This window comes from Streptomyces sp. CA-250714 (genome assembly GCF_050936705.1).
GTDB lineage: Bacteria > Actinomycetota > Actinomycetes > Streptomycetales > Streptomycetaceae > Streptomyces.
Window position 1 is genome coordinate 1,255,746 of the sequence record NZ_JBNJMI010000002.1, and the last position, 18,624, is coordinate 1,274,369.

General features: G+C 73.9%; 16 protein-coding genes. 6 read left to right on the forward strand and 10 right to left on the reverse strand.

The window, feature by feature from the left end; translation table 11 throughout:
- Positions 1–45 precede the first annotated feature (45 nt).
- Positions 46–1,791 (reverse strand): AMP-dependent synthetase/ligase, encoded by a 1,746-nt coding sequence (locus ACQEU8_RS24530; protein WP_433104600.1) that lies wholly within the window; start codon positions 1,789–1,791, stop codon positions 46–48.
- Positions 1,792–2,007: 216 nt separating this feature from the next.
- Here ACQEU8_RS24530 and ACQEU8_RS24535 point away from each other — a divergent pair, with 216 nt between their 5' ends.
- Together ACQEU8_RS24535 and ACQEU8_RS24540 are read left to right on the forward strand one after the other, a co-directional pair.
- Positions 2,008–3,117, forward strand: a complete 1,110-nt coding sequence (locus ACQEU8_RS24535; protein WP_433104602.1) for an AraC family transcriptional regulator — start codon at positions 2,008–2,010, stop codon at positions 3,115–3,117.
- A 120-nt stretch (positions 3,118–3,237) separates the two neighbouring features.
- Positions 3,238–4,434 carry a lipase family protein gene (locus ACQEU8_RS24540; protein ID WP_433104604.1) on the forward strand — a complete coding sequence of 399 codons (1,197 nt, stop codon included), beginning with the start codon at positions 3,238–3,240 and terminating at the stop codon, positions 4,432–4,434.
- A gap of 108 nt (positions 4,435–4,542) precedes the next feature.
- Here ACQEU8_RS24540 and ACQEU8_RS24545 read toward each other — a convergent pair whose 3' ends face one another.
- Positions 4,543–5,052: a phospholipase A2 gene (locus ACQEU8_RS24545; protein ID WP_433104606.1), complete on the reverse strand. Its 510-nt coding sequence runs from the start codon at positions 5,050–5,052 to the stop codon at positions 4,543–4,545.
- A 310-nt stretch (positions 5,053–5,362) separates the two neighbouring features.
- Positions 5,363–5,881, reverse strand: a complete 519-nt coding sequence (locus ACQEU8_RS24550; protein ID WP_433108687.1) for a TetR/AcrR family transcriptional regulator — start codon at positions 5,879–5,881, stop codon at positions 5,363–5,365.
- A 222-nt stretch (positions 5,882–6,103) separates the two neighbouring features.
- Here ACQEU8_RS24550 and ACQEU8_RS24555 point away from each other — a divergent pair, with 222 nt between their 5' ends.
- On the forward strand, positions 6,104–7,264 hold the full coding sequence (locus ACQEU8_RS24555) for an FAD-dependent monooxygenase (RefSeq protein WP_433104608.1): 1,161 nt from the start codon (positions 6,104–6,106) through the stop codon (positions 7,262–7,264).
- A gap of 105 nt (positions 7,265–7,369) precedes the next feature.
- Here the strand turns inward: ACQEU8_RS24555 and ACQEU8_RS24560 are convergent, their stop codons facing one another.
- The 3 genes from ACQEU8_RS24560 to ACQEU8_RS24570 all read right to left on the reverse strand — a co-directional run bounded on the left by ACQEU8_RS24560 (position 7,370) and on the right by ACQEU8_RS24570 (position 10,441).
- Positions 7,370–7,639 (reverse strand): hypothetical protein, encoded by a 270-nt coding sequence (locus tag ACQEU8_RS24560; protein ID WP_433104610.1) that lies wholly within the window; start codon positions 7,637–7,639, stop codon positions 7,370–7,372.
- Between the two features lie 116 nt (positions 7,640–7,755).
- On the reverse strand, positions 7,756–9,033 hold the full coding sequence (locus tag ACQEU8_RS24565) for an APC family permease (protein WP_433108689.1): 1,278 nt from the start codon (positions 9,031–9,033) through the stop codon (positions 7,756–7,758).
- Positions 9,034–9,454: 421 nt separating this feature from the next.
- Entirely contained in the window at positions 9,455–10,441 is a 987-nt protein-coding gene (locus tag ACQEU8_RS24570) for an ATP-dependent DNA ligase (protein ID WP_433104612.1), read from the reverse strand.
- 293 nt (positions 10,442–10,734) lie between these two features.
- On the opposite strand from ACQEU8_RS24570, the gene tdh reads away from it, so the two are divergent.
- Genes tdh through ACQEU8_RS24585 form a run of 3 tightly spaced genes read left to right on the forward strand, consistent with a single transcriptional unit; the run spans position 10,735 to position 13,913 of the window.
- Positions 10,735–11,763, forward strand: a complete 1,029-nt coding sequence (gene tdh, locus ACQEU8_RS24575) for an L-threonine 3-dehydrogenase (RefSeq protein WP_433104614.1) — start codon at positions 10,735–10,737, stop codon at positions 11,761–11,763.
- A 36-nt stretch (positions 11,764–11,799) separates the two neighbouring features.
- Positions 11,800–13,017, forward strand: coding sequence for a glycine C-acetyltransferase (locus ACQEU8_RS24580; protein WP_433104616.1), 1,218 nt, complete (start codon positions 11,800–11,802; stop codon positions 13,015–13,017).
- Positions 13,014–13,913, forward strand: coding sequence for a LysR family transcriptional regulator (locus tag ACQEU8_RS24585; RefSeq protein ID WP_433104618.1), 900 nt, complete (start codon positions 13,014–13,016; stop codon positions 13,911–13,913). Before ACQEU8_RS24580 ends, ACQEU8_RS24585 begins: the two co-directional genes overlap by 4 nt.
- A gap of 53 nt (positions 13,914–13,966) precedes the next feature.
- Here the strand turns inward: ACQEU8_RS24585 and ACQEU8_RS24590 are convergent, their stop codons facing one another.
- The 4 genes from ACQEU8_RS24590 to dgoD all read right to left on the reverse strand — a co-directional run bounded on the left by ACQEU8_RS24590 (position 13,967) and on the right by dgoD (position 18,622).
- Positions 13,967–14,710 carry a uracil-DNA glycosylase gene (locus ACQEU8_RS24590; RefSeq protein WP_433104620.1) on the reverse strand — a complete coding sequence of 248 codons (744 nt, stop codon included), beginning with the start codon at positions 14,708–14,710 and terminating at the stop codon, positions 13,967–13,969.
- 283 nt (positions 14,711–14,993) lie between these two features.
- Positions 14,994–16,559 carry a serine/threonine-protein kinase gene (locus tag ACQEU8_RS24595; RefSeq protein WP_433104622.1) on the reverse strand — a complete coding sequence of 522 codons (1,566 nt, stop codon included), beginning with the start codon at positions 16,557–16,559 and terminating at the stop codon, positions 14,994–14,996.
- A complete protein-coding gene (locus ACQEU8_RS24600) occupies positions 16,552–17,337 on the reverse strand; it encodes a serine/threonine protein kinase (RefSeq protein WP_433104624.1) in 786 nt (261 codons plus the stop codon). The genes ACQEU8_RS24595 and ACQEU8_RS24600 overlap by 8 nt, the downstream gene beginning before the upstream one ends.
- A 136-nt stretch (positions 17,338–17,473) precedes the next feature.
- Entirely contained in the window at positions 17,474–18,622 is a 1,149-nt protein-coding gene (gene dgoD, locus ACQEU8_RS24605; protein ID WP_433104626.1) for a galactonate dehydratase, read from the reverse strand.
- Between the last annotated feature and the right edge of the window lie 2 nt (positions 18,623–18,624).

An 18,624-nucleotide genomic window follows, 5' to 3' on the forward strand; every position in this document is an offset into this window, starting at 1 on the left:
CCCCAGGGGGCACACGCCCGCACTTCGCGGAACAGGCCCGGCCGCTCAGGGCTGCGGCGCCTTGCGGGCGTACAGCGCTTCGATCCGCGCGGCGTGCCGGCGCGCCACCACGCCGCGCCGCACCTTGAGGGTGGGCGTCAACTCGCCCGTACCGACGTCGAAGTCCTCGTCCAGGATCGCGAAGGCCCGGATCCTGGCGGGGCGGGCGGCCTGCGCGTTGGCCGCGTCCACCGCCTCCTGGACGAGCCGGCGCAGCGTGACGTCCCGCGACGGCGGGCCCGTCAGGCCGAGTCGGGCAATCTCCTCCCGGTCACAGGTGATGAGCGCGACCGGGTAGGGCCGGTTGTCGCCGATCAGCACCGCCTGGGAGATCCAGCGCGACTGCTGGAGGGCGAACTCCAGCAACGAGGGGGTGATGTTCTTGCCCGCCGAGGTGATGATGAGGTCCTTCTTGCGGCCGGTGATCGACAGATAGCCGTCCTCGTCCAGCGCGCCCAGATCGCCGGTGTGCAGCCGGCCCTCGGCGTCGAGGATCTCGGCGGTGGCCGCCTCGTTCGCGTGGTAGCCGGGGAAGACCATCGGGCCGCGGGCCAGCACCTCGCCGTCCTCGGCGATCCGCACCTCGCACCCGGCGAGCGGCTTGCCCACCGTGCCGGGGCGGTGCGCGCCGGGACGGCTGAGCGCGATCAGGCCCGCCGACTCGGTCATGCCGTAACCCTCGTACACCGGCAGCCCGCAGGCGCGTAGGAAGTCCCGGGTCTGCGGGGCCAGCGGCGCCCCACCGGAGACCGGGCGGCGCAACCGGCCGCCGAACGCGGCCCGTACGAGGGAGAAGAGGCGCTTCTCGGCCTGCGCGTGCCGGGCCGCCAATTCCTCGGGCACGGGCCGCCCCGCGGCTTCGAGGTCCGCCACCTCGAGACCGGTACGGACCGCCGCGGCGAGGCGCTCGGGACCGTCCGCGCCCTGCCCCTGCGCCAGTGCCGCCACTGTCGCGTGCACCTTCTCGAACAGCCGGGGGACGGACGGCAGATGGGTGGGGGCGACCTCGGCAAGTTCGCCGACGACATCCTCGATCCGGCCGCCGAAGTAGGCCAGGGTGGCGCCCTCCAGCAGGGTGGCCAGCTCGGTGAGCTGCGCGAGGAGGTGGGCCAGCGGCAGGTAGAGGTAGGTGCGGTCGCCGGGGCCGAGGCCGAGGTGCTCGACGGTGGCGTCGCGTACGGCGTTGAAGTTGGCGTGCCGCAGCACGCACCCCTTGGGCGGGCCGGTGGTGCCCGAGGTGTAGACGATGCCGGCGGTGGCCTCCGGCGGTACCGCGCGGGCCCGCTCCAGCAGCGCGTCCAGCGGTGCCGGCCGCTCGTACGGCGCGTCGAGCAGCCGGACGTGCCGCAGCCGGGGCAGCCGGTCGCGCAGCGCCTCGACCCGCGCCGCCTGCGTCTCGTCGCCGCACAGCACGGCGCACGCCCCGGAGTCGGCCAGCACCCAGGCGATCTCCTCCTCGCCCGCCGTCGGGTAGACGGGGACGAGTACGGCACCCGCGGCCAGCAGCCCGAAATGGGCGTAGGTCCACTCGGGGCACGTCTCGGCCAGCACGGCCACCCGCTCGCCGGGTCGTACGCCGAGGCCGAGCAGTCCGCGGCCGATCCGGCGGGCGCGGTCGCGCAGTTGGTCGTAGCCGATGTCGGTCCACGCGCCGTCGCCGTGCCGCCGGAAGCGGAGCGCGGGCAGCTGTCCGTACCGTTCGGCGGTCCACTCGGTGAACAGCGCCAGGGTCTCCGGCCGGATGTCGCTCATCGATGCCGCCTCCGCTTCCGTGTCATGGCCCCTCGCCCGCCGCTTTCCGGTGCCCGGCCGGTGCGTTCAGGGCGGCCGTGCCTCCGGGCCAGTCGGCCGCCCGGTGCCTTCGGTGGCCGACCGGACCTCGACGCTAGGGAACGGCGGTGCGGTGCGGGATGACGGGAAGCGTCAGCGGCACTGACCGCGGCGCTCATCGCCGTTACCGTGCGTTCCATGGTGACCACGGCTGACCGGACTGTGACCGTGCACATCGTGCGGGCCGTGCTGGGCGGCGCCCGCCGGTACGGCATCGACGTCCCCGCCCTGTTGCACACGGCCGGTATCCCGCCGCTGCTGCTGGCGGACGACGAGGCCCGGGTGACCGCCGGTCAGCTGACCTGCGTCATCCACGAGCTGTACCGGCGCACCGGCGACGAGTTCCTGGGGCTCGGCCCGGCGCCCAGCAAGCGGGGCACCTTCGCGATGATGTGCTACGCGGCCGGCGGCTGCCGCGATCTGGGCACCGCCACCCGGCGGGCCATCGGCTTCTACGGTCTCTTCCCGCAAGGCCCGCAGCTGGCGCTGGAGACCGCGCCGACGGCCGGGGGCGGCGGGAAAGGCGCGGAGGCCGGGGACGGCGGGAAGTCCAGGGGCGACGAGGCCGTCTTCGTCGTCCGGGACCGGTTCGCGGCCGGGGACTGCTTCCTCGCCGCCTGTGTGCTGACGATCTGGCACCGGCTCTCCGGCTGGCTGATCGGCCGCCGTATTCCGCTGCGCTGGATCCATTTCGACTGCGCGGCGCCGCCCTACCACCGCGAGTACGCGGCGATGTTCGGCTGCCCGGTCACCTTCGAGGCGCCGCGCACCGCGGCCGGCTTCCCCGCGCGACTGCTGGCCGCGCCCGTCGTCCGAGGTGAGGCGGAGCTGGAGCTGCTGCTGCGCCGGGCCCCGGCTGAACTGCTCACCAGGCGGAAGTACGACACGAGTACGGCCGAGCAGGTACGGCACTGGCTGCGCCAGGCCCTGCACCGCGACATCCCACTGCCCGAACTGGCGGTGATCGCCGAGCGGTTGGCGGTCAGCCCGGCCACGCTGCGCCGTCGGCTCGCCGCTGACGGCACCTCCTTCCAGCAGCTGAAGGACGCCGTACGGCGGGACGCCGCGCTCGGCGCGCTGGCCCAGGGCACGGAGCCGATCGCGGCCCTGGCGGAACGGCTCGGCTTCTCCGAGGACACCGCCTTCCACCGGGCGTTCCGGCGCTGGACGGGGACGACTCCCGGCGCCTACCGGGCACACGCCCGGGCCGCGGGCCAGGCCCGTGCGAGCTCAGGTCAGCGAAGCTGAGCTGCCGGGTCAGCCCCTCGGCCGGCGTACCTGGCTAGATTCCCGCGGTGCCGTGGCGGTTGCGGTCGGGCCCTGCCGTACCCGCCACGGCCTGAGCGCCGGGACGAGTCGGGAGCCGCCATGAACCGTATCCTCCGCAAACTCTCCACCACCGTGGCCGGTTCGGCGGCCGCAGCACTGCTGCTCGCGGCGCTGCCCGCGAACCCCGCCGCCGCGAAGGAGGCACCGGCCGCGGACACCCCGGCCGGGAAGCCGGGCGAGGTGCTCGGCGCCGAGCCGACCGCCTTCCGTCCCCTCCCCGAGCAGCCGACCCACACCCGCGCGTGGCGGATCACCTACTCCTCCACCGACGCCAAGGGCCGGCCGAACCAGGTGTCCGGCACGGTCATCGTGCCCAAGGACGGCAGAAGCGGGCCGCGTCCACTGGTGTCGTACGCCGTCGGCACGGTCGGGATCGCCGACCACTGCGCGCCCTCGGCCAACTTCCCCCGGGGAACCGCCGTCGAGGCCACCCTCATCAACTCCGTGGTGCAGCGCGGCTGGGGCGTCGTGGTGACCGACTACGAGGGGCTGGGCACACCGGGCGACCACACCTACACCGTCGGCCGCGCCGAGGGCACCGCCATGCTGGACGCGGCCCGCGCGGCGCAACGGCTGCCGGGCGCCCGCGAGATGGGCGTCACGCCCGAGTCGAAGGTCGGCCTGATGGGCTACTCGCAGGGCGGCCAGGCGGCCGGATGGGGCGCACAACTCGCGGACGAGTACGCGCCCGACCTGGACGTGGTCGGCACCGCGACCGGTGGCGTACCCGCCGACCTGCTGAAGGTGGCCGACCACAACAACGGCAACATCGGTGCGGGGCTGATCCTGATGGCCGCCATCGGCCAGAACGCCGCCTTCCCCGAACTGGACCTGGACTCCTACCTCAACGCCGAGGGCCGCGGCCTGGTCGACTTCATGAAGACCAGGTGCGTCGCGGTCGACACCGTGGCCGGAGCGTTCAAGAGGATCTCGGACGTGACGGTCAGGAACCCGCTGGACCAGCCGGACTGGCAGCGGGTGCTGCGCTCCTCCGCCCTCGGCGGCAAGGCTCCCGCCGACCCCGTCCACCTCTACCACGGCACGCTGGACGAACTGATCCCGTACGAGGTGGGCCGGGGGCTGCGTAACGACTGGTGCCGGCGCGGTGCGAGCGTGCAGTGGCAGAGCCTGCCACTGCTCGAACACATCGGCAGCGTCTCCCTGGGCGGGCCGGTCGCCACTCAGTGGCTGGCCGACCGCTTCGCGGGCAAACCGGCCCCGGACAACTGCGGGTAGTCGAGTTACCGGGTCGGGGGTGCCCCTGTCCGACGCTCGCGGGCTGCGGGCCTCGTTGTAGCTTGTCGCGCAGTTCCCCGCGCCCCTGACGGGGCGCGGGGAACTGCGCTAGAAGAAGGCCCCGTCGCCGCCGATCTGCACCCCGAGGTAATAAGTCTCGGCCGCGCTGCGGCAGTTGCGGAGGCGCCGATGCTCCGCGTACCTGTCGGCGCAGATCCGCCGCATCTCGGTGCGGAAGCGGCCGTCGATCCAGTTCTTCGTCTTCCGGGTGGGGTCGAGCTTCAGCTCGTGGTTGCGGCCGTAGTTGCGGTATCCGAAGTCGTGCTGGACGCAGGCCGGGCGGAAGACCTCGCGGTAGGGGGTGAGGCCGATCGGTACGGAGCAGCCGTCGGTGGTCCAGTTGAACGGTGCGACGTGGCGGGCCTTCGCGAACTCCCGGTAGCTGAGCTTCATCAGTCGGTCGGCCTGGGCCCGTACGGCGGGGTCGGCCGGGGCAGAGGCAGGCGCCGGGATCGGGACGGGGGCCGCGACAGCGGTACCCGGGGCGGCGGCGGTGCCCAGCATCGTGGAGGCGGTGAGCACTCCGGCGGCCAGCGTGGTTGAGAACTTCGCGCGCATCGTGACCCCCAGGTCTCGGCTCGGAGCGCTGCCGACCTGGAAACGAGCGTCACCCTCGGCCCGGTGCGCTGCTTCCCCCCTCCGGGCGACACGGCGGGCGCCCGGGGAGCGCCGCGCTCCCCGGCGCGCAGTCCGGCAGCCGGGTCGCCGTCCACGCCAGTACGAGACACCCAAGGGCCGCGCACACGGAGTTGCCCACCAGGTCGGGGGCGAGCGGACCGCCGGCGGCGATCAGGACGACGATCGCCACCGAGGCCCCGGCGACGGAAGTGGTAACCGGTCTCCGGTCCGGCCTGTGGGCCGCGAGGGACTACCGCAGCGCGGTCGCGACCAGTCCGCGCAGCTCCTCCTCCGTGACGTCTCCGCCGTTCACCAGGCGGTCGAAGACCAGCCCGTCCACGCAGGCCAGCAGGGTGAGGGTGCGCTCCTCGGGCTCCGTGACCCCCTGCGCTGTCAGAAAGGCGCGTACCGCGTCCCTGGCGGCGTTCTCGCGGGGCAGCAGGATCTCGCGGAGCTCGGGGTGGTGCACGCTCTCGACCGTGCAGGCGTACCGGGCGAGCGTCCGGCGGCGGCCCTCTCCCGTCAGGCGCCGTCGGACGAACCCGGCCAGTGCCGCGGCGAGTTCGTCCGCGTCGCGCAGGGCGGGGAGCCGGCGACCGCCCTCTTCGAGCTCCGCCTGGTCCCGTGCGACCAGCCGGGCGACCAGCGCGGTCAGCAGGGCCTGCCGGGTGCGGAGGTACGCGGAGGTGGTGCCGGGCGGCAGCCCGGCCGCCCGGTCCACGGCGCGGTGGGTCAGGCCCCGCATCCCGCTCTCGGCCAGCACATCGATGGCTGCGTCGGCGAGGACGGCACGGCGGTCGCGGCGGTCGGTGGGGTGCTTGTCGGCAGCACGGTTTTTGTCAGCGCGGTTCTTGTCGGCAGGGCCGTTCTTGCCGGCAGGGCTCTTGTCGCGACGGCTCTCTTGGGCGGGGCTCCTGTTGGGCACCCCCCATTTCTACACCTGTAGAGGCACCCGAGTAATCTCCTTCTACAGATGTAGAAGGAGGCTCCTATGGGACATCGCGCGGTCGTGGTCGGCGGCGGCATCGGCGGACTGGCCGCCGCCGTTGGGCTACGGCGCATCGGCTGGGAGGTGACGGTCGTCGAGCGCGCGCCGGTGCTCGCCGACGCGGGCGCGGGCATCTCCCTGCACGCCAACGGCATGCGTGCCCTGGACGCGCTGGGGGTCGGCGCACCGGTGCGGGAGGCCGCCAGGCCCCAGTACACGGGCGGCACCCGGACCCCGGGCGGCCGGCTGCTGGCCCGGATGGACGGGGCGGCCCTGGAGCGGGAGCTGGGCACGCCGATCGTCGGCATACCCCGCACCGCGCTGCACCGGGCGCTGCGTCAGGCCCTGCCGTCCACGGCGCTGGTGACCGGCCAGGAGGTGCGGTCCGTCGAGGACGACCCGGACCACGACACCGTACGGCTGCCGCTCGGGGACACCGTCCTGCACGCGGATCTCGTGGTGGCCGCCGACGGGGTCGGCAGCCGGCTGCGCGGCGCGCTCTTCCCGCGCCACCCGGGCCCGGTGTACAGCGGCTCGACCGTCGTACGGGCCATCACCGAAGGACCCGTCGATCCGGGCAGCGACTTCGAGCTGACGTGGGGCGAGGGGGCGGAGTTCGGGCATATCGCGTTCGCCGACGGCCGGGCCGAATGGCACGCGGTCCTCACCGCGCCGCCCGGAGTCCGCCACCGGGACACGCTCGCGGCGATGCGGCGCCGGTTCGGCCGCTGGCACGATCCGATCCCCCGGCTGCTGGACGCCACCCGTCCGGAGGCCGTACTGCACCACGACATCAACGAACTGGCCACGCCGCTGCCGCGGTTCGCCGTGGGCCGCGTCGTGCTGCTCGGCGACGCGGCTCACGCGATGACCCCCAATCTCGGGCAGGGCGCCTGTCAGGCGCTGGAGGACGCCGCCGTGCTGGCCGCCGCGCTCGCCGCGGCACCCGATGTGGCGGCGGCACTGGCCCGTTACGACGTCGAGCGGCGCCCCCGCAGTCAGGCGGTCGCCCGCGCCGCCCGGCAGGCCGGCCGACTGGGTCAGCAGCTGTCCCACCCCTTGGCCGTAGCGCTGCGCAACACGGCGATGCGCCTCGCGCCTTCCGGCGCCACGCTCCGTGCCGTACTGCGGCACGCCGACTGGCAGCCGCCGGCCATCGGCTGACGGGGCGGCACCGGTCCGCACCGGCAGGCACCCCGCACCTCGGCGCGCCGAACCGCTCGCTGCGCAGTCGCAGTCGAGCGGTTCGGCGCGGGGTGGCGCCCGGCGTCAGATGAGACCGAGGAAGCCGAGCCCGAGGGCGCCGTCGCGGTTGCCGATCTTCGGCAGCAGGCCGCCTTGGGGACGGCTGCCGTCCTGGGAGTGGGCGCCCGGTGCCGGGGCTGACCCGTTCGCCCCCGGCGCGTGGTCGGCCGGGGCGGACGAGGCCGTTCCCGGCGTGTCGGACGGGGCGGCCTGAGCGACTCCGCAGAGCGGGACCAGGGCGGTCACCGCGAGCGCGGCGATGGTGGTCGCGGTACGTGTGGGGAAGCGGCGCATGGAAGCTCCTTCGGTTCGAATGCTGCGGACGCTGCTTCCACGCTGCACCGAGTGCCCCGGGCGTGCGCGCGGTGCTGGTCCGGACAGGGCAATCGAGCCGCACGGACGGCCCCTCGTCAGTGCCCCGTACGGGCGCCGAGGAGGCGGCGCAGCGCGAAGACGCCGGCGCCGAGGGCCAGCACGGCGGCCCCGGCCACGACCGACGACAGCGGCAGCGCACACGCCAGCGCCAGGCAGCCCACCAGTCCGACCACGGGCACGGCCCTGGGCGGGCGGCCCTCGTCCGAACGGAGGGTCCACGCGGAGGCGTTGGCGACCGCGTAGTACAGGAGCACACCGAAGGAGGAGAAGCCGATGGCGCCGCGTACATCGGCTGTCGCCGCGACCACGGCCACCACGGTGCCGACCGCGAGTTCCGCGCGGTGCGGCACCCCGAAGCGCGGGTGGACCGCCGCGAGTACGGGCGGCAGATGGCGGTCGCGGGCCATGGCGAGCGTGGTGCGGGAGACGCCGAGGACCAGGGCGAGCAGCGAACCGAGCGCGGCGACCGCGGCCCCCACCCGGACCACCGGCGCCAGCCAGTCGGCGCCCGCGGCACGTACGGCGTCCGCGAGCGGGGCGGTGGCGTCGGCCAGCCGCTCGGGGCCCAGCACGGACAGCGCCGCGGCGGCGACGGCCGCGTAGACGACCAGGGCGAGGGAGAGGGCCAGCGGGATGGCGAGGGGGATGGTGCGCCGCGGGTCACGTACCTCCTCCCCCAGCGTGGCGATCCGGGCGTACCCGGCGAAGGCGAAGAACAGCAGCCCCGCCGCCTGGAGGACGCCGCCGGCCGTGACGTCGCCGCCCGGCGCCAGCCGGTCGGCCGCCGCGCCCTCCGCGGTGAACCCGGCGACCACGACGGCGGCGAGGACGGCCAGCACTACGGCGACGATCGCCCGTGTCAGCCAGGCCGTCTTCCGCACCCCCGCGTAGTTGACGGCGGTCAGCGCCACCACCGCGGCCACCGCGACGGCATGCGCCTGCGCGGGCCATACGTACGAGCCGACCGTCAGCGCCATCGCCGCGCACGAGGCGGTCTTCCCGACGACGAACGCCCACCCCGCCAGGTACCCCCAGAACTCTCCCAGCCGCTCGCGGCCGTACACATACGTGCCGCCGGAGGTCGGATAGCGCGCCGCGAGCCGCGCGGAGGACGTCGCGTTGCAGTACGCGACGACTGCGGCCAGCGCGAGGCCGAGCAGCAGCCCGGACCCCGCGGCGTGCGCGGCGGGCGCCAGCGCGGCGAAGACCCCGGCGCCGATCATGGCGCCGAGTCCGATGACCACGGCGTCCGGTACGCCGAGCCGCCGCCGCAACTCGTCCGGGACCTCGGTCCCGGACTGCGGGTCCGCCATCACGCTGTCCTCCCTCTCTGCGCGGACGGCCATGGGGTGCGCCCTCTCTCCGCGCGAACGGCGATGAGCTGCTCCCTCTCTGCGCGGACGGCCCATGGGGTGCGCCCTCTCCGCCCGGACGGCCATGGGTGCGCCGCGTCGTTCGCGACCCCCGGCGACCTTAGCCCGGCCGCCCCGCCACCGAGCACGCCGCACCTCCTTCTCCCCGCGGCGTTCATCTCCCCGCCGCATTCCTATTCCCGCGCCGCTTCTTCCCGCCGCCTCCCTCTTCCCGCCGCAACGGCGAGAAGCCCCACGCACCGGACCGGCGGTGCCAAAAGTCGCCGCACCGCGGCACAGCCTGGCACCGCCGAACACCTACGTCGTGGCTGAGCACCGCTGCGGCGGGAAGAGGGAGCGGCGGCGTACCGCGGATGCGGGGTCAGGTGGTGGGGCCCTCGGGGAAGTGGGGGACGTCCTCGGGGGGCAGCTCCGCGCGGAGGCGCCTCGCTTGGACGGGGTGGCGCCAGCGGCCCGCTTCGAAGGCGACGTCGGCCTCGAACTCGACGACGAGTTCGGGGACGACGCAGCGGTGGGCGAGAATGTCGCGGGTCCCCCAGCCGGAGCGGAACTGCACATCGGTCCAGGGGTGGTCGGGCCCCGCAGGGGTCAGCAGGGGGCCGAGTTCGCGGCGCAGGACGTTGGTGACCGGCGCACTCTGGGCCACCATGAGGAGCTCGCCCTCGGCGTCGTACCGCCCGAGGAGCAGAGCGTCGGGCGAGGTCACAGGACCGGTTACCGCGCCGACCACCGCGTCAGCGGTAGCGCGGGCGCGCAGCTTGCGCCAGCCGCGTTCGCCGGGCCGGTAGGGCTGGCCCAGGCCCTTGACGACCATGCCCTCGACTCCGACCGCGCCCCAGGCCGGGTCGAGCCATTCGCCCGCCCGGTCGGGATCGGTCGTCATCGGGCACAGCGCCCAGGGCGGCTGGAGGTCGAGGCGGGTGAAGACCTCCTCCAGCAGCGCCCGGCGCTCGCGGTAGGGCCGGGCCATGGTCGGCTCGTCGCCGAGCTGGAGCAGGTCGAAGGCGATGAAGTGCGCCGGATGCGCGACGGCCGCGGCCTCGGCGCGGCGCCCGGTGCGCTGGGCCCGCGACTGGAGCGCGGCGAAGTTGACGGCGCCCTCCTCGATCACCACCAGCTCCCCGTCGAACACGGCCTCCTCGCCCAGCTCCGCGGCGGCCCGCAGGATGTCGGGAAAGCCTGGGCCGAGGTCGTTGCCGCGGCGCGACTGGAGGTAGGGCGCGTCGGGGCGGGCGAAGAGGAGTACGCGGTAGCCGTCCCACTTGGCCTCGTACGCGAGACCCGGCGCCCGGGGCGGCACATCGACCGTACGGGCCGTCATCGGGGAGATGGGCGGGGAGAGCCGCATATCACCGAGAGCGCGGGGCGCGGGAGCGGACTTTCTCGGCCATACGTCACATATAGCGCGCAGCGTCGGCCCCCGCGACCGCGAGCGGCGAGGCGACGGCCAAGGCCGCGGCGAGGGCGTGAAGGGAAGCTGCGGGGGCGGTTAAGAAATCCTCGATGGACCCTGGAGGCCCCGTACGGCACATTCGTCCCGGCGGTGCGCTCGCACGGCGCCGCCCCCACCCCCGTTCCAGGGCACAGGGCCTGCGGGCCCTGCTTCGCCCTGCCGTGGCGCGAGACGACAGGAGCCGTGGTGTGAAGGCACTGGTCAAGGAGAAGGCCGAACCGGGACTGTGGCTGGCCGACGTACCGGAGCCCCAGGCCGGCCCCGGCGAGGTGCTGATCAAGGTGGAGCGGACCGGTGTCTGCGGCACCGATCTGCACATCCGCGCCTGGGACGGCTGGGCCCAGCAGGCGGTGACCGCGCCGCTGGTGGTGGGGCACGAGTTCACCGGCGAGGTCGTGGAGACCGGCCGGGACGTGGCCGACGTCAAGCCCGGCGACCGGGTGAGCGGCGAGGGCCATCTGGTCTGCGGCAAGTGCCGCAACTGTCTGGCAGGCCGCCGCCATCTGTGCCGGGCCACTGTCGGGCTCGGCGTCGGCCGGGACGGCGCCTTCGCCGAGTACGTGGCGCTGCCCGCGGAGAACGTATGGGTGCACCGCACACCGGTGGACCCGGACATCGCGGCGATCTTCGACCCGTTCGGCAACGCCGTGCACACCGCGCTCTCCTTCCCGCTGGTCGGCGAGGACGTACTGATCACCGGCGCGGGCCCGATCGGACTGATGGCGGCGGCGGTCGCCAGGCACGCCGGGGCCCGGAACGTCGTGGTCACCGACGTCAGCGAGGAGCGCCTGGAGCTGGCCCGCAAGGTCGGCGCCTCGCTCGCACTGAACGTCTCGGGCGCGAGCATCGCCGACGGCCAGCGCACCCTGGGGCTGCGCGAGGGCTTCGACGTGGGGCTGGAGATGTCCGGCAACCCGGCGGCACTGCGCGACATGCTCGCCAACATGACCCACGGCGGGAAGATCGCGATGCTCGGGCTGCCCGCCGAGGAGTTCGCCGTGGACTGGGCCCGGATCGTCACATCGATGATCACGATCAAGGGCATCTACGGCCGGGAGATGTTCGAGACCTGGTACGCGATGTCGGTGCTGCTGGAGGGCGGTCTCGACCTCGCTCCCGTGATCACCGGCCGGTACGACTACCGGGACTTCGACGCGGCCTTCGACGACGCGGCCGGCGGGCACGGCGGCAAGGTCGTCCTCGACTGGACCAGCTGAGCCCCAACCCGTTCTCACTCCTGGAGACCTGACAGCATGTTCGACTCCGTACGCGACGAGCTGCGCACCACCCTCGACGAGATCACCGATGCCGGGCTGCACAAGCCGGAGCGGGTCATCGGCACCCCGCAGTCGGCCACCGTCGAGGTGACCGGGGGCGGCCGGCCCGGCGAGGTGCTCAACTTCTGCGCCAACAACTATCTGGGCCTGGCCGACCACCCCGAGGTGATCGCCGCGGCGCACTCGGCGCTGGACCGCTGGGGCTACGGGATGGCCTCGGTCCGCTTCATCTGCGGCACCCAGGAGGTGCACAAGGAGCTGGAGTCGCGGCTGTCGGCGTTCCTGGGCCAGGAGGACACCGTCCTCTACTCCTCCTGCTTCGACGCGAACGGCGGCGTGTTCGAGACGCTGCTCGGCGATCAGGACGCGGTGATCTCCGACGCCCTCAACCACGCCTCGATCATCGACGGCATCCGGCTGTCCAAGGCCCGCCGCTTCCGCTACGCCAACCGCGACATGGCCGACCTGGAGCAGCAGCTCAAGCAGGCGCAGGACGCCCGGCGCCGGCTGATCGTCACCGACGGCGTCTTCTCGATGGACGGCTACCTCGCGCCGCTGCCGCAGATCTGCGAGCTGGCGGAGCGCTACGACGCGATGGTGATGGTGGACGACTCGCACGCGGTCGGCTTCGTCGGCGCGGGCGGGCGCGGTACGCCGGAGCTGCACGGCGTGAAGGACCGGGTCGACATCATCACCGGCACCCTCGGCAAGGCGCTGGGCGGCGCCTCGGGCGGCTATGTGGCGGCCCGCGCGGAGATCGCGGCGCTGCTGCGCCAGCGCTCGCGCCCGTATCTGTTCTCCAACAGCCTGGCGCCGGTGATCGCGGCGGCCTCGCTGAAGGTGCTCGACCTGCTGGAGTCGGCCGGTGATCTGCGGGAGAAGCTGCGGGCCAACACCGAGCTGTTCCGCCGCCGGATGACCGAGGAGGGCTTCGAGATACTCCCCGGCGAGCACGCCATCGCGCCCGTCATGATCGGTGACGCCGCCGAGGCGGCCCGGATGGCGGAGCTGCTGCTGGAGCGGGGGGTATATGTGATCGGGTTCTCCTACCCGGTGGTGCCGAAGGGCCAGGCCCGGATCCGGGTGCAGCTGTCGGCGGCGCACTCGACCGAGGACGTCAGCCGGGCGGTCGACGCGTTTGTCGCATCCCGGGCAGAGCTCACGAAGCAGACTGGGGCAGAATCGGTCGCGTGATCGAAGCGCGGCGGCTGCACATCCTCCGTGCGGTGGCCGACCACCGCACGGTGACCGCCGCTGCCGCCGCGCTCTATCTGACCCCCTCCGCCGTCTCCCAGCAGCTGACCGCGCTGGAGCAGGAGACCGGGCACCGGCTGGTCGAGCGCGGCACCAAGGGCGTACGGCTCACCCCGGCCGGGGAGATCCTGCTCTCGCACACCAATCTGGTCCTCGCCCAGCTGGAGCGCGCCGAGGCGGAGCTGGCCGCGTACGGCTCGGGCGCGGCGGGCCGGGTGGACCTGGCGTCCTTCGCCACCGGTATCGGCCTGGTGGTGGCGCCCGCGCTCGCCCGGCTGGCCCGTACGGCGCCCGGGATCCGGGTGCGGGTCCAGGACGCGGAGGGCGACGCCAGCCTGCCGATGGTGCTGGACCGCGAGACCGATGTGGCGGTGGCCGTCGAGTACCGGGGCGCACCCCGCCCGGACGACCCCCGGCTGACGCGGGTGCCGCTGTACGCCGAGCCGTTCGACGCGGTGCTGCCGCGGGGGCACCGGCTGGCGGGGGCCGACCGGGTGCCGCTGGGCGAGCTGGCCGGGGACACCTGGATCGGGCCCTTCCCCGGCAACCCCTGCCATGACGTGGTGGTGCTCGCCTGCGAGCACGCGGGCTTCGAGCCCGGCATGGAGCACTTCTCCGACGACTTCAGCGCCGTCGTCGCGCTCGCCTCCGCGGGAGTGGGCGTGGCCCTGGTGCCGCGGTCGGCGTTGCTGGGCACCGCGCTGGACGGGGTCGCCGTGCAGCCGATCGAGGGCACCGCCCCGACCCGGCGCGTCTTCGCCGCCGTACGGCGCGGCGCTGAGGAGCATCCGCTGATCCGGCCGGTGCTGGACGCGCTGCTCGAGGCCGCCGCCTGAGGCGTGCCCCCGCCTGGGCACCCGTCGACAACACCGCCACCCCCCGCAGCACGTCAACGGATCTCCAGCCCCGCCTCCTCGGCCGCCGTACGCAGCACGTCCCGCAGCATGGCGGGGGTCAGCCGCCCTGTGAACGTGTTGCGCGGGGTGACGTGGTAGCAGCCGTACACGGCCAGCGGCGCGGCATCCCCCTCGGCGGGCGGGAGTTCGACGCGGACGCCGTGCCCGAACGCGGGGCGCGGGCGCGGCACCTGCCAGCCGCCGGAGGCCAGCACCGGCAGCAGGGCCTGCCAGCCGAACGCGCCGAGGGCGACGACGGTACGCACCGTGGGGTGCAGCAGCTCCAACTCGCGGACCAGCCATGGGCGGCAGGTGTCACGCTCGGCCGGGGTGGGCCGGTGCGCGGGCGGCGCGCAGTGCACCGGCGAGGTGAAGCGCACCCCGTGCAGCTCCAGCCCGTCGCCGCGGTGGGTGGAGGTGGGCCGCGAGGCCAGCCCGATGTCGTACAGCGCCGCGACGAGGGCGTCACCGGAGCGGTCGCCGGTGAACATCCGTCCCGTGCGGTTGCCGCCGTGCGCGGCCGGGGCGAGACCGACGAGCAGCATCCGCGCGTCCGGCGGACCGAACCCGGGCACGGGCCGCGCCCAGTACTCCCAGTCCCGGAAGGCGGGGCGTTTGACCCGCGCTGCCTCCTGCCGCCACTCCACCAGCCGCGGGCAGGCCCGGCATTCGGTCAGCACCGCGTCGAGCGTACGCAGATCGGGGGCCCGCGCCGCCTGCCTGCTGGGAAAGCTCATTCGCCGCGCACCCTTCCGCTCCGGCCCGTCGCCCTGACGTTCGTCAGGTACCCGCCTGACCCGCCGTTTCCTAGGGTGGCGCAGCACGGGCCGGTCCGCTGACGAGCGGCGCCGGCCCGTGGCCCGTCGAGCCGAACGGCCCGAACGCGGCGGCCGTGCTGGCCCATGGCCGGCGTGCGGGAGGCAGACGGGCCGTCTTCCGGGGGGCATGGGGGTCGGGTAGCGCGGTGGAGCCTCGCGCAAGCCCGTCCCCCGTGAGGGCGCGCCCGCGCGGTGGCGGGGGTCAGCTGCTGTACTGCTTCAGATAGCGCTCGACGCGGTCGACATGCGGCCGCACCCGCGCCGGGACGCCGCCCTCCTCGATGACCGTACGGGAACTGGTGCGGTAGCCGGCGGCCATCAGCGCGGGCAGGTCGTCCCGCATGCCCTTCTTCTTGTACTGCTGGTCCAGCCAGCACACGAAGTTGGACATCGCCGCGATGGCGTCCGGCGGCGACATATAGCTCTTGTCGCCGTCGCGGTCGCCGTCCGTCGCCCAGCCCTTGAAGACGGACGGCGTCCACATGGCGATGCCGTACTCGTTGGTCTCGGGCCGTCTGGCCTTGGCGTCGAAGCCGCTCTCCGCCTTCAGCATGGCGGCGAGGAAGGCGGGCGTGACCTCCTTCTCGGCGCACCGGAGCGCCGCCTTGGTGATGACCGGACGCAGCTTGCGGGGCACGTCGGAGTCGGCGGGGATCGCGCCGGAGGCGGTGGGCGAGGCACTCGGGGTGTCGCCCCCTGAGGAGGAGGTCCGGTCGTCGTCGGCGCGCAGCAGGGCGACCGAGCCCGCGGCCACGACCGGGACGGCGACGGCGGCCGCGACGATGGTCAGCCGCCGCCTCCTGCCCCCCGGGCGCCCACGGCCGAAGCGCCCCCCGCCGCCGAAGCGGCGCCCCGTCCTGCCGGTGCCCTCCAACTCCCGTACCCGGGCGGCCAGTTCCTCGGCGTCGAGCGTGGCGCGGGAGGCGTGGTCGGGCCCGAGGCAGTCGGCGATCAGTTCCCGCCAGCCGTCCGGGACGCTGTTGTCCAGCCGCAGTTCGGCGTTGCCGCGGGCGTAGGCCTGGGCGCCCAGCGCGCGGGCCCGCGGGGTGGAGCCGGGGAAGGGGTGCAGTCCGCCGGTGAGCACCTGATGGGCCAGCACCCCGAAGGCCCAGATGTCAGCGGTGGGGCGCACCACGCTGTGCCCGCCCTCGCGGTCGGACCACCACTCGGGCGGTACGTGGTCGAGGGAGCCCAGCGGCGGCACATAGGCGTGGGTGCCGTCCAGCTCGACGGTCAGCCCGAAGTCGCCGAGCCACACCTCGCCGCCGGGCCCCAGCAGCACGTTGCCCGGCTTGAGGTCGCCGTGCACCCAGCCGCGTTCATGGATGTGGGCCAGCCCCGCGCTGACACCGGTGAGGATGCGGGCGGCGTCCGGCAGCGGCGCTGGGCTCTCGCCGGAGACGGAGGCCAGCAGCTCTTGGAGGCTGCGCTCGGCGCGGTCCATGACCAGCGCGGTGGCGCCGTCCAGTTCGGGGCGGTCGGCGTCGTGCACGGTGAGCACCTCGCGGGTGCGCACCACGTTCGGGTGGCGGGTCTCCAGGCTGAAGCGGACCTCGCGCCGTACCAGCTCCGCCATGGACTCGCGCTGTCCGGGCGGCAGCAGCTGGGTCGGCAGGAACTTCACCGCGGCCCGGGTGTCGTCGCCCGCGCCGCGGGCCGCGTAGACGACACCCCAACTGCCCGCCCCGATCCGGCCGGTCAGCACCCAGTCGCCCACCCGGTAGCCGGCGGGCAGGTCGATCCGTCCTGCCGCGTCGCCCTCAGCCATGCGCCGCGCTCTCCTTGCGGTCGGTACGTGCGGGGCGCAGCAGCGCGAGGTGTTCTTCGCGTACGAGATCGAAGCGGAGGGCTAGGGCGACGAGTTCGGCGCGTTTGTGGTTGGTGCCGGCGGCGCGTTCGTCGTCCATGCGCAGCCGCAGTTTGACCGTCGCCAGGTACTCGATGTGGTAGTTGACGGCGGACCGTGTCAGGTCCTGGCAGCCCGCCACCGGACGCAGCCGCTCCAGGACCTCGCTGACGCCGGGGATGGCCCCGCTGGAGGGGTCGCGCAGCCGCGGCTCGCACAGGGCGAGCAGCACCAGGAAGTACTTGGAGGTCTGGTCGAGCGCGAACGGGCTCTGGGTGGGCTCTCCCGAGCGGATGCCGACCCCGGTGTCCAGGTACATGTGCTCCGGCGCGAACACCTTGAAGTGCACCTCGCCGTCGCGGGAGGGCAGCACCACGCGGGAGAACTCGAAGGGCACCGGCGCGCCCAGCCTGCCGGGCGCGACCTTGATGTGCTCCCCTGCGCCCTCCATGTTCTCCACCACATAGGTGACGCGCGCGCTGTAGTTGGACAGCCGCCAGTAGTCCTCGGCGGCCGTGATCTGGCCCGCGTGCCGGGAGACGCCGGGGTCGGGCAGCGCGACCTGCACCGGGTCGTCGGGGCCGCCGCGGCCGAAGTCCGCCGTCTCCCCCGGCCCCAGGTGCAGCAGACGCGGCCGATCGGCGAACTCGCCGGTACCCCTTTCTTGCTGGTCCGGCAGTTGCACGATGACCGTGTCCATGATCAGCCTCCCCCTTCTGGCCGCGGGCATCCTATATCGGCCCTGACATTTGTCAGGGACCACGCTGAACGCTCGCCTGCCAGTGTGGAAGGTTTTCAGCCGCAGCCCGAAAGCAGCACCACCCCCCAGGGTGAGCTCACCACTCGGCGAATGAGCCGTCCGGGTGACGCCATACGGGGTTGTGCCAGCTCTCGGCCTTGCTGTCGGCCTCGCGCACAGCCCGCTCGTCGACGGTCACCCCCAGTCCGGGCCCGGTGGGGCGGAGCAGATGCCCGTCGTGGAAGCGGAAGACCTCGCGGTCCACCACGTAGTCGAGCAGTTCGGCGCCGGTGTTGTAGTGGATGCCGATGGATTGTTCCTGAATCAGGAAGTTCGGGGTGCAGAAGGCCAGTTGCAGGCTCGCGGCCAGCGCCAGCGGTCCGAGCGGGCAGTGCGGGGCGACCGCCACGTCCCAGGTCTCGGCGAGTGAGGCGATGCGCCGTACCTCGGAGAGGCCGCCCGCGTGCGAGAGGTCCGGCTGGACGACGGCGATCCCGGCCTGGAGCGCGGGCAGTACGTCCGTACGGGAGAAGAGCCGCTCCCCGGTGGCGACCGGGACGGTGGTCGCCTCGGTCACCCGGCCGAGCAGCCGGGTGTACTCGGGCAGTACGGGTTCCTCGGCGAACATCGGCCCGTACGGCTCCAGGGCGGCCAGCGCCCGGATCGCGCCCGCGACGGAGAAGCGGCCGTGGAAGTCGACGGCGAAGTCGCCGTCGGGCCCGAGTGCTTCCCGTGCCGCCCCGGCCCGGGCCGCCATGGCGTCGAGCGCCGCGGTGGTGGGCAGCCGGTCGGCGCGCCCGGAGGCGTTCATCTTGACGGCGGTGAAGCCGGCCGCCACCTGTGCGGCCACCTGATCGCGCACATCGGCCGGTTCGTCGCCGCCCACCCAGCAGTAGGCGCGGGCCCGCTCGCGCACGGGCCCGCCGAGGAGCTGGTGTGCGGGCGCGCCGTAAGCCTTGCCCGCGATGTCCCACAGGGCCTGGTCGAGACCGGCGACGGCGGAGGAGAGGACGGGTCCGCCGCGGTAGAAGGAGCCCTTGGTCATCAGCTGCCAGTGGTCCTCGATCCGCAGCGGGTCCGCGCCCACCAGGAACTGCTCGGCGACTTCGGCCACGGCGGTGCGTACGGTCTCCGCGCGGCCCTCGACGACGGGCTCGCCCCAGCCGACGAGCCCGCTGTCCGTCTCGATCCGGCAGAAGAGCCAGCGCGGGGGTACGGCGAACGTCTCCACCCTGGTGATCCGCAATT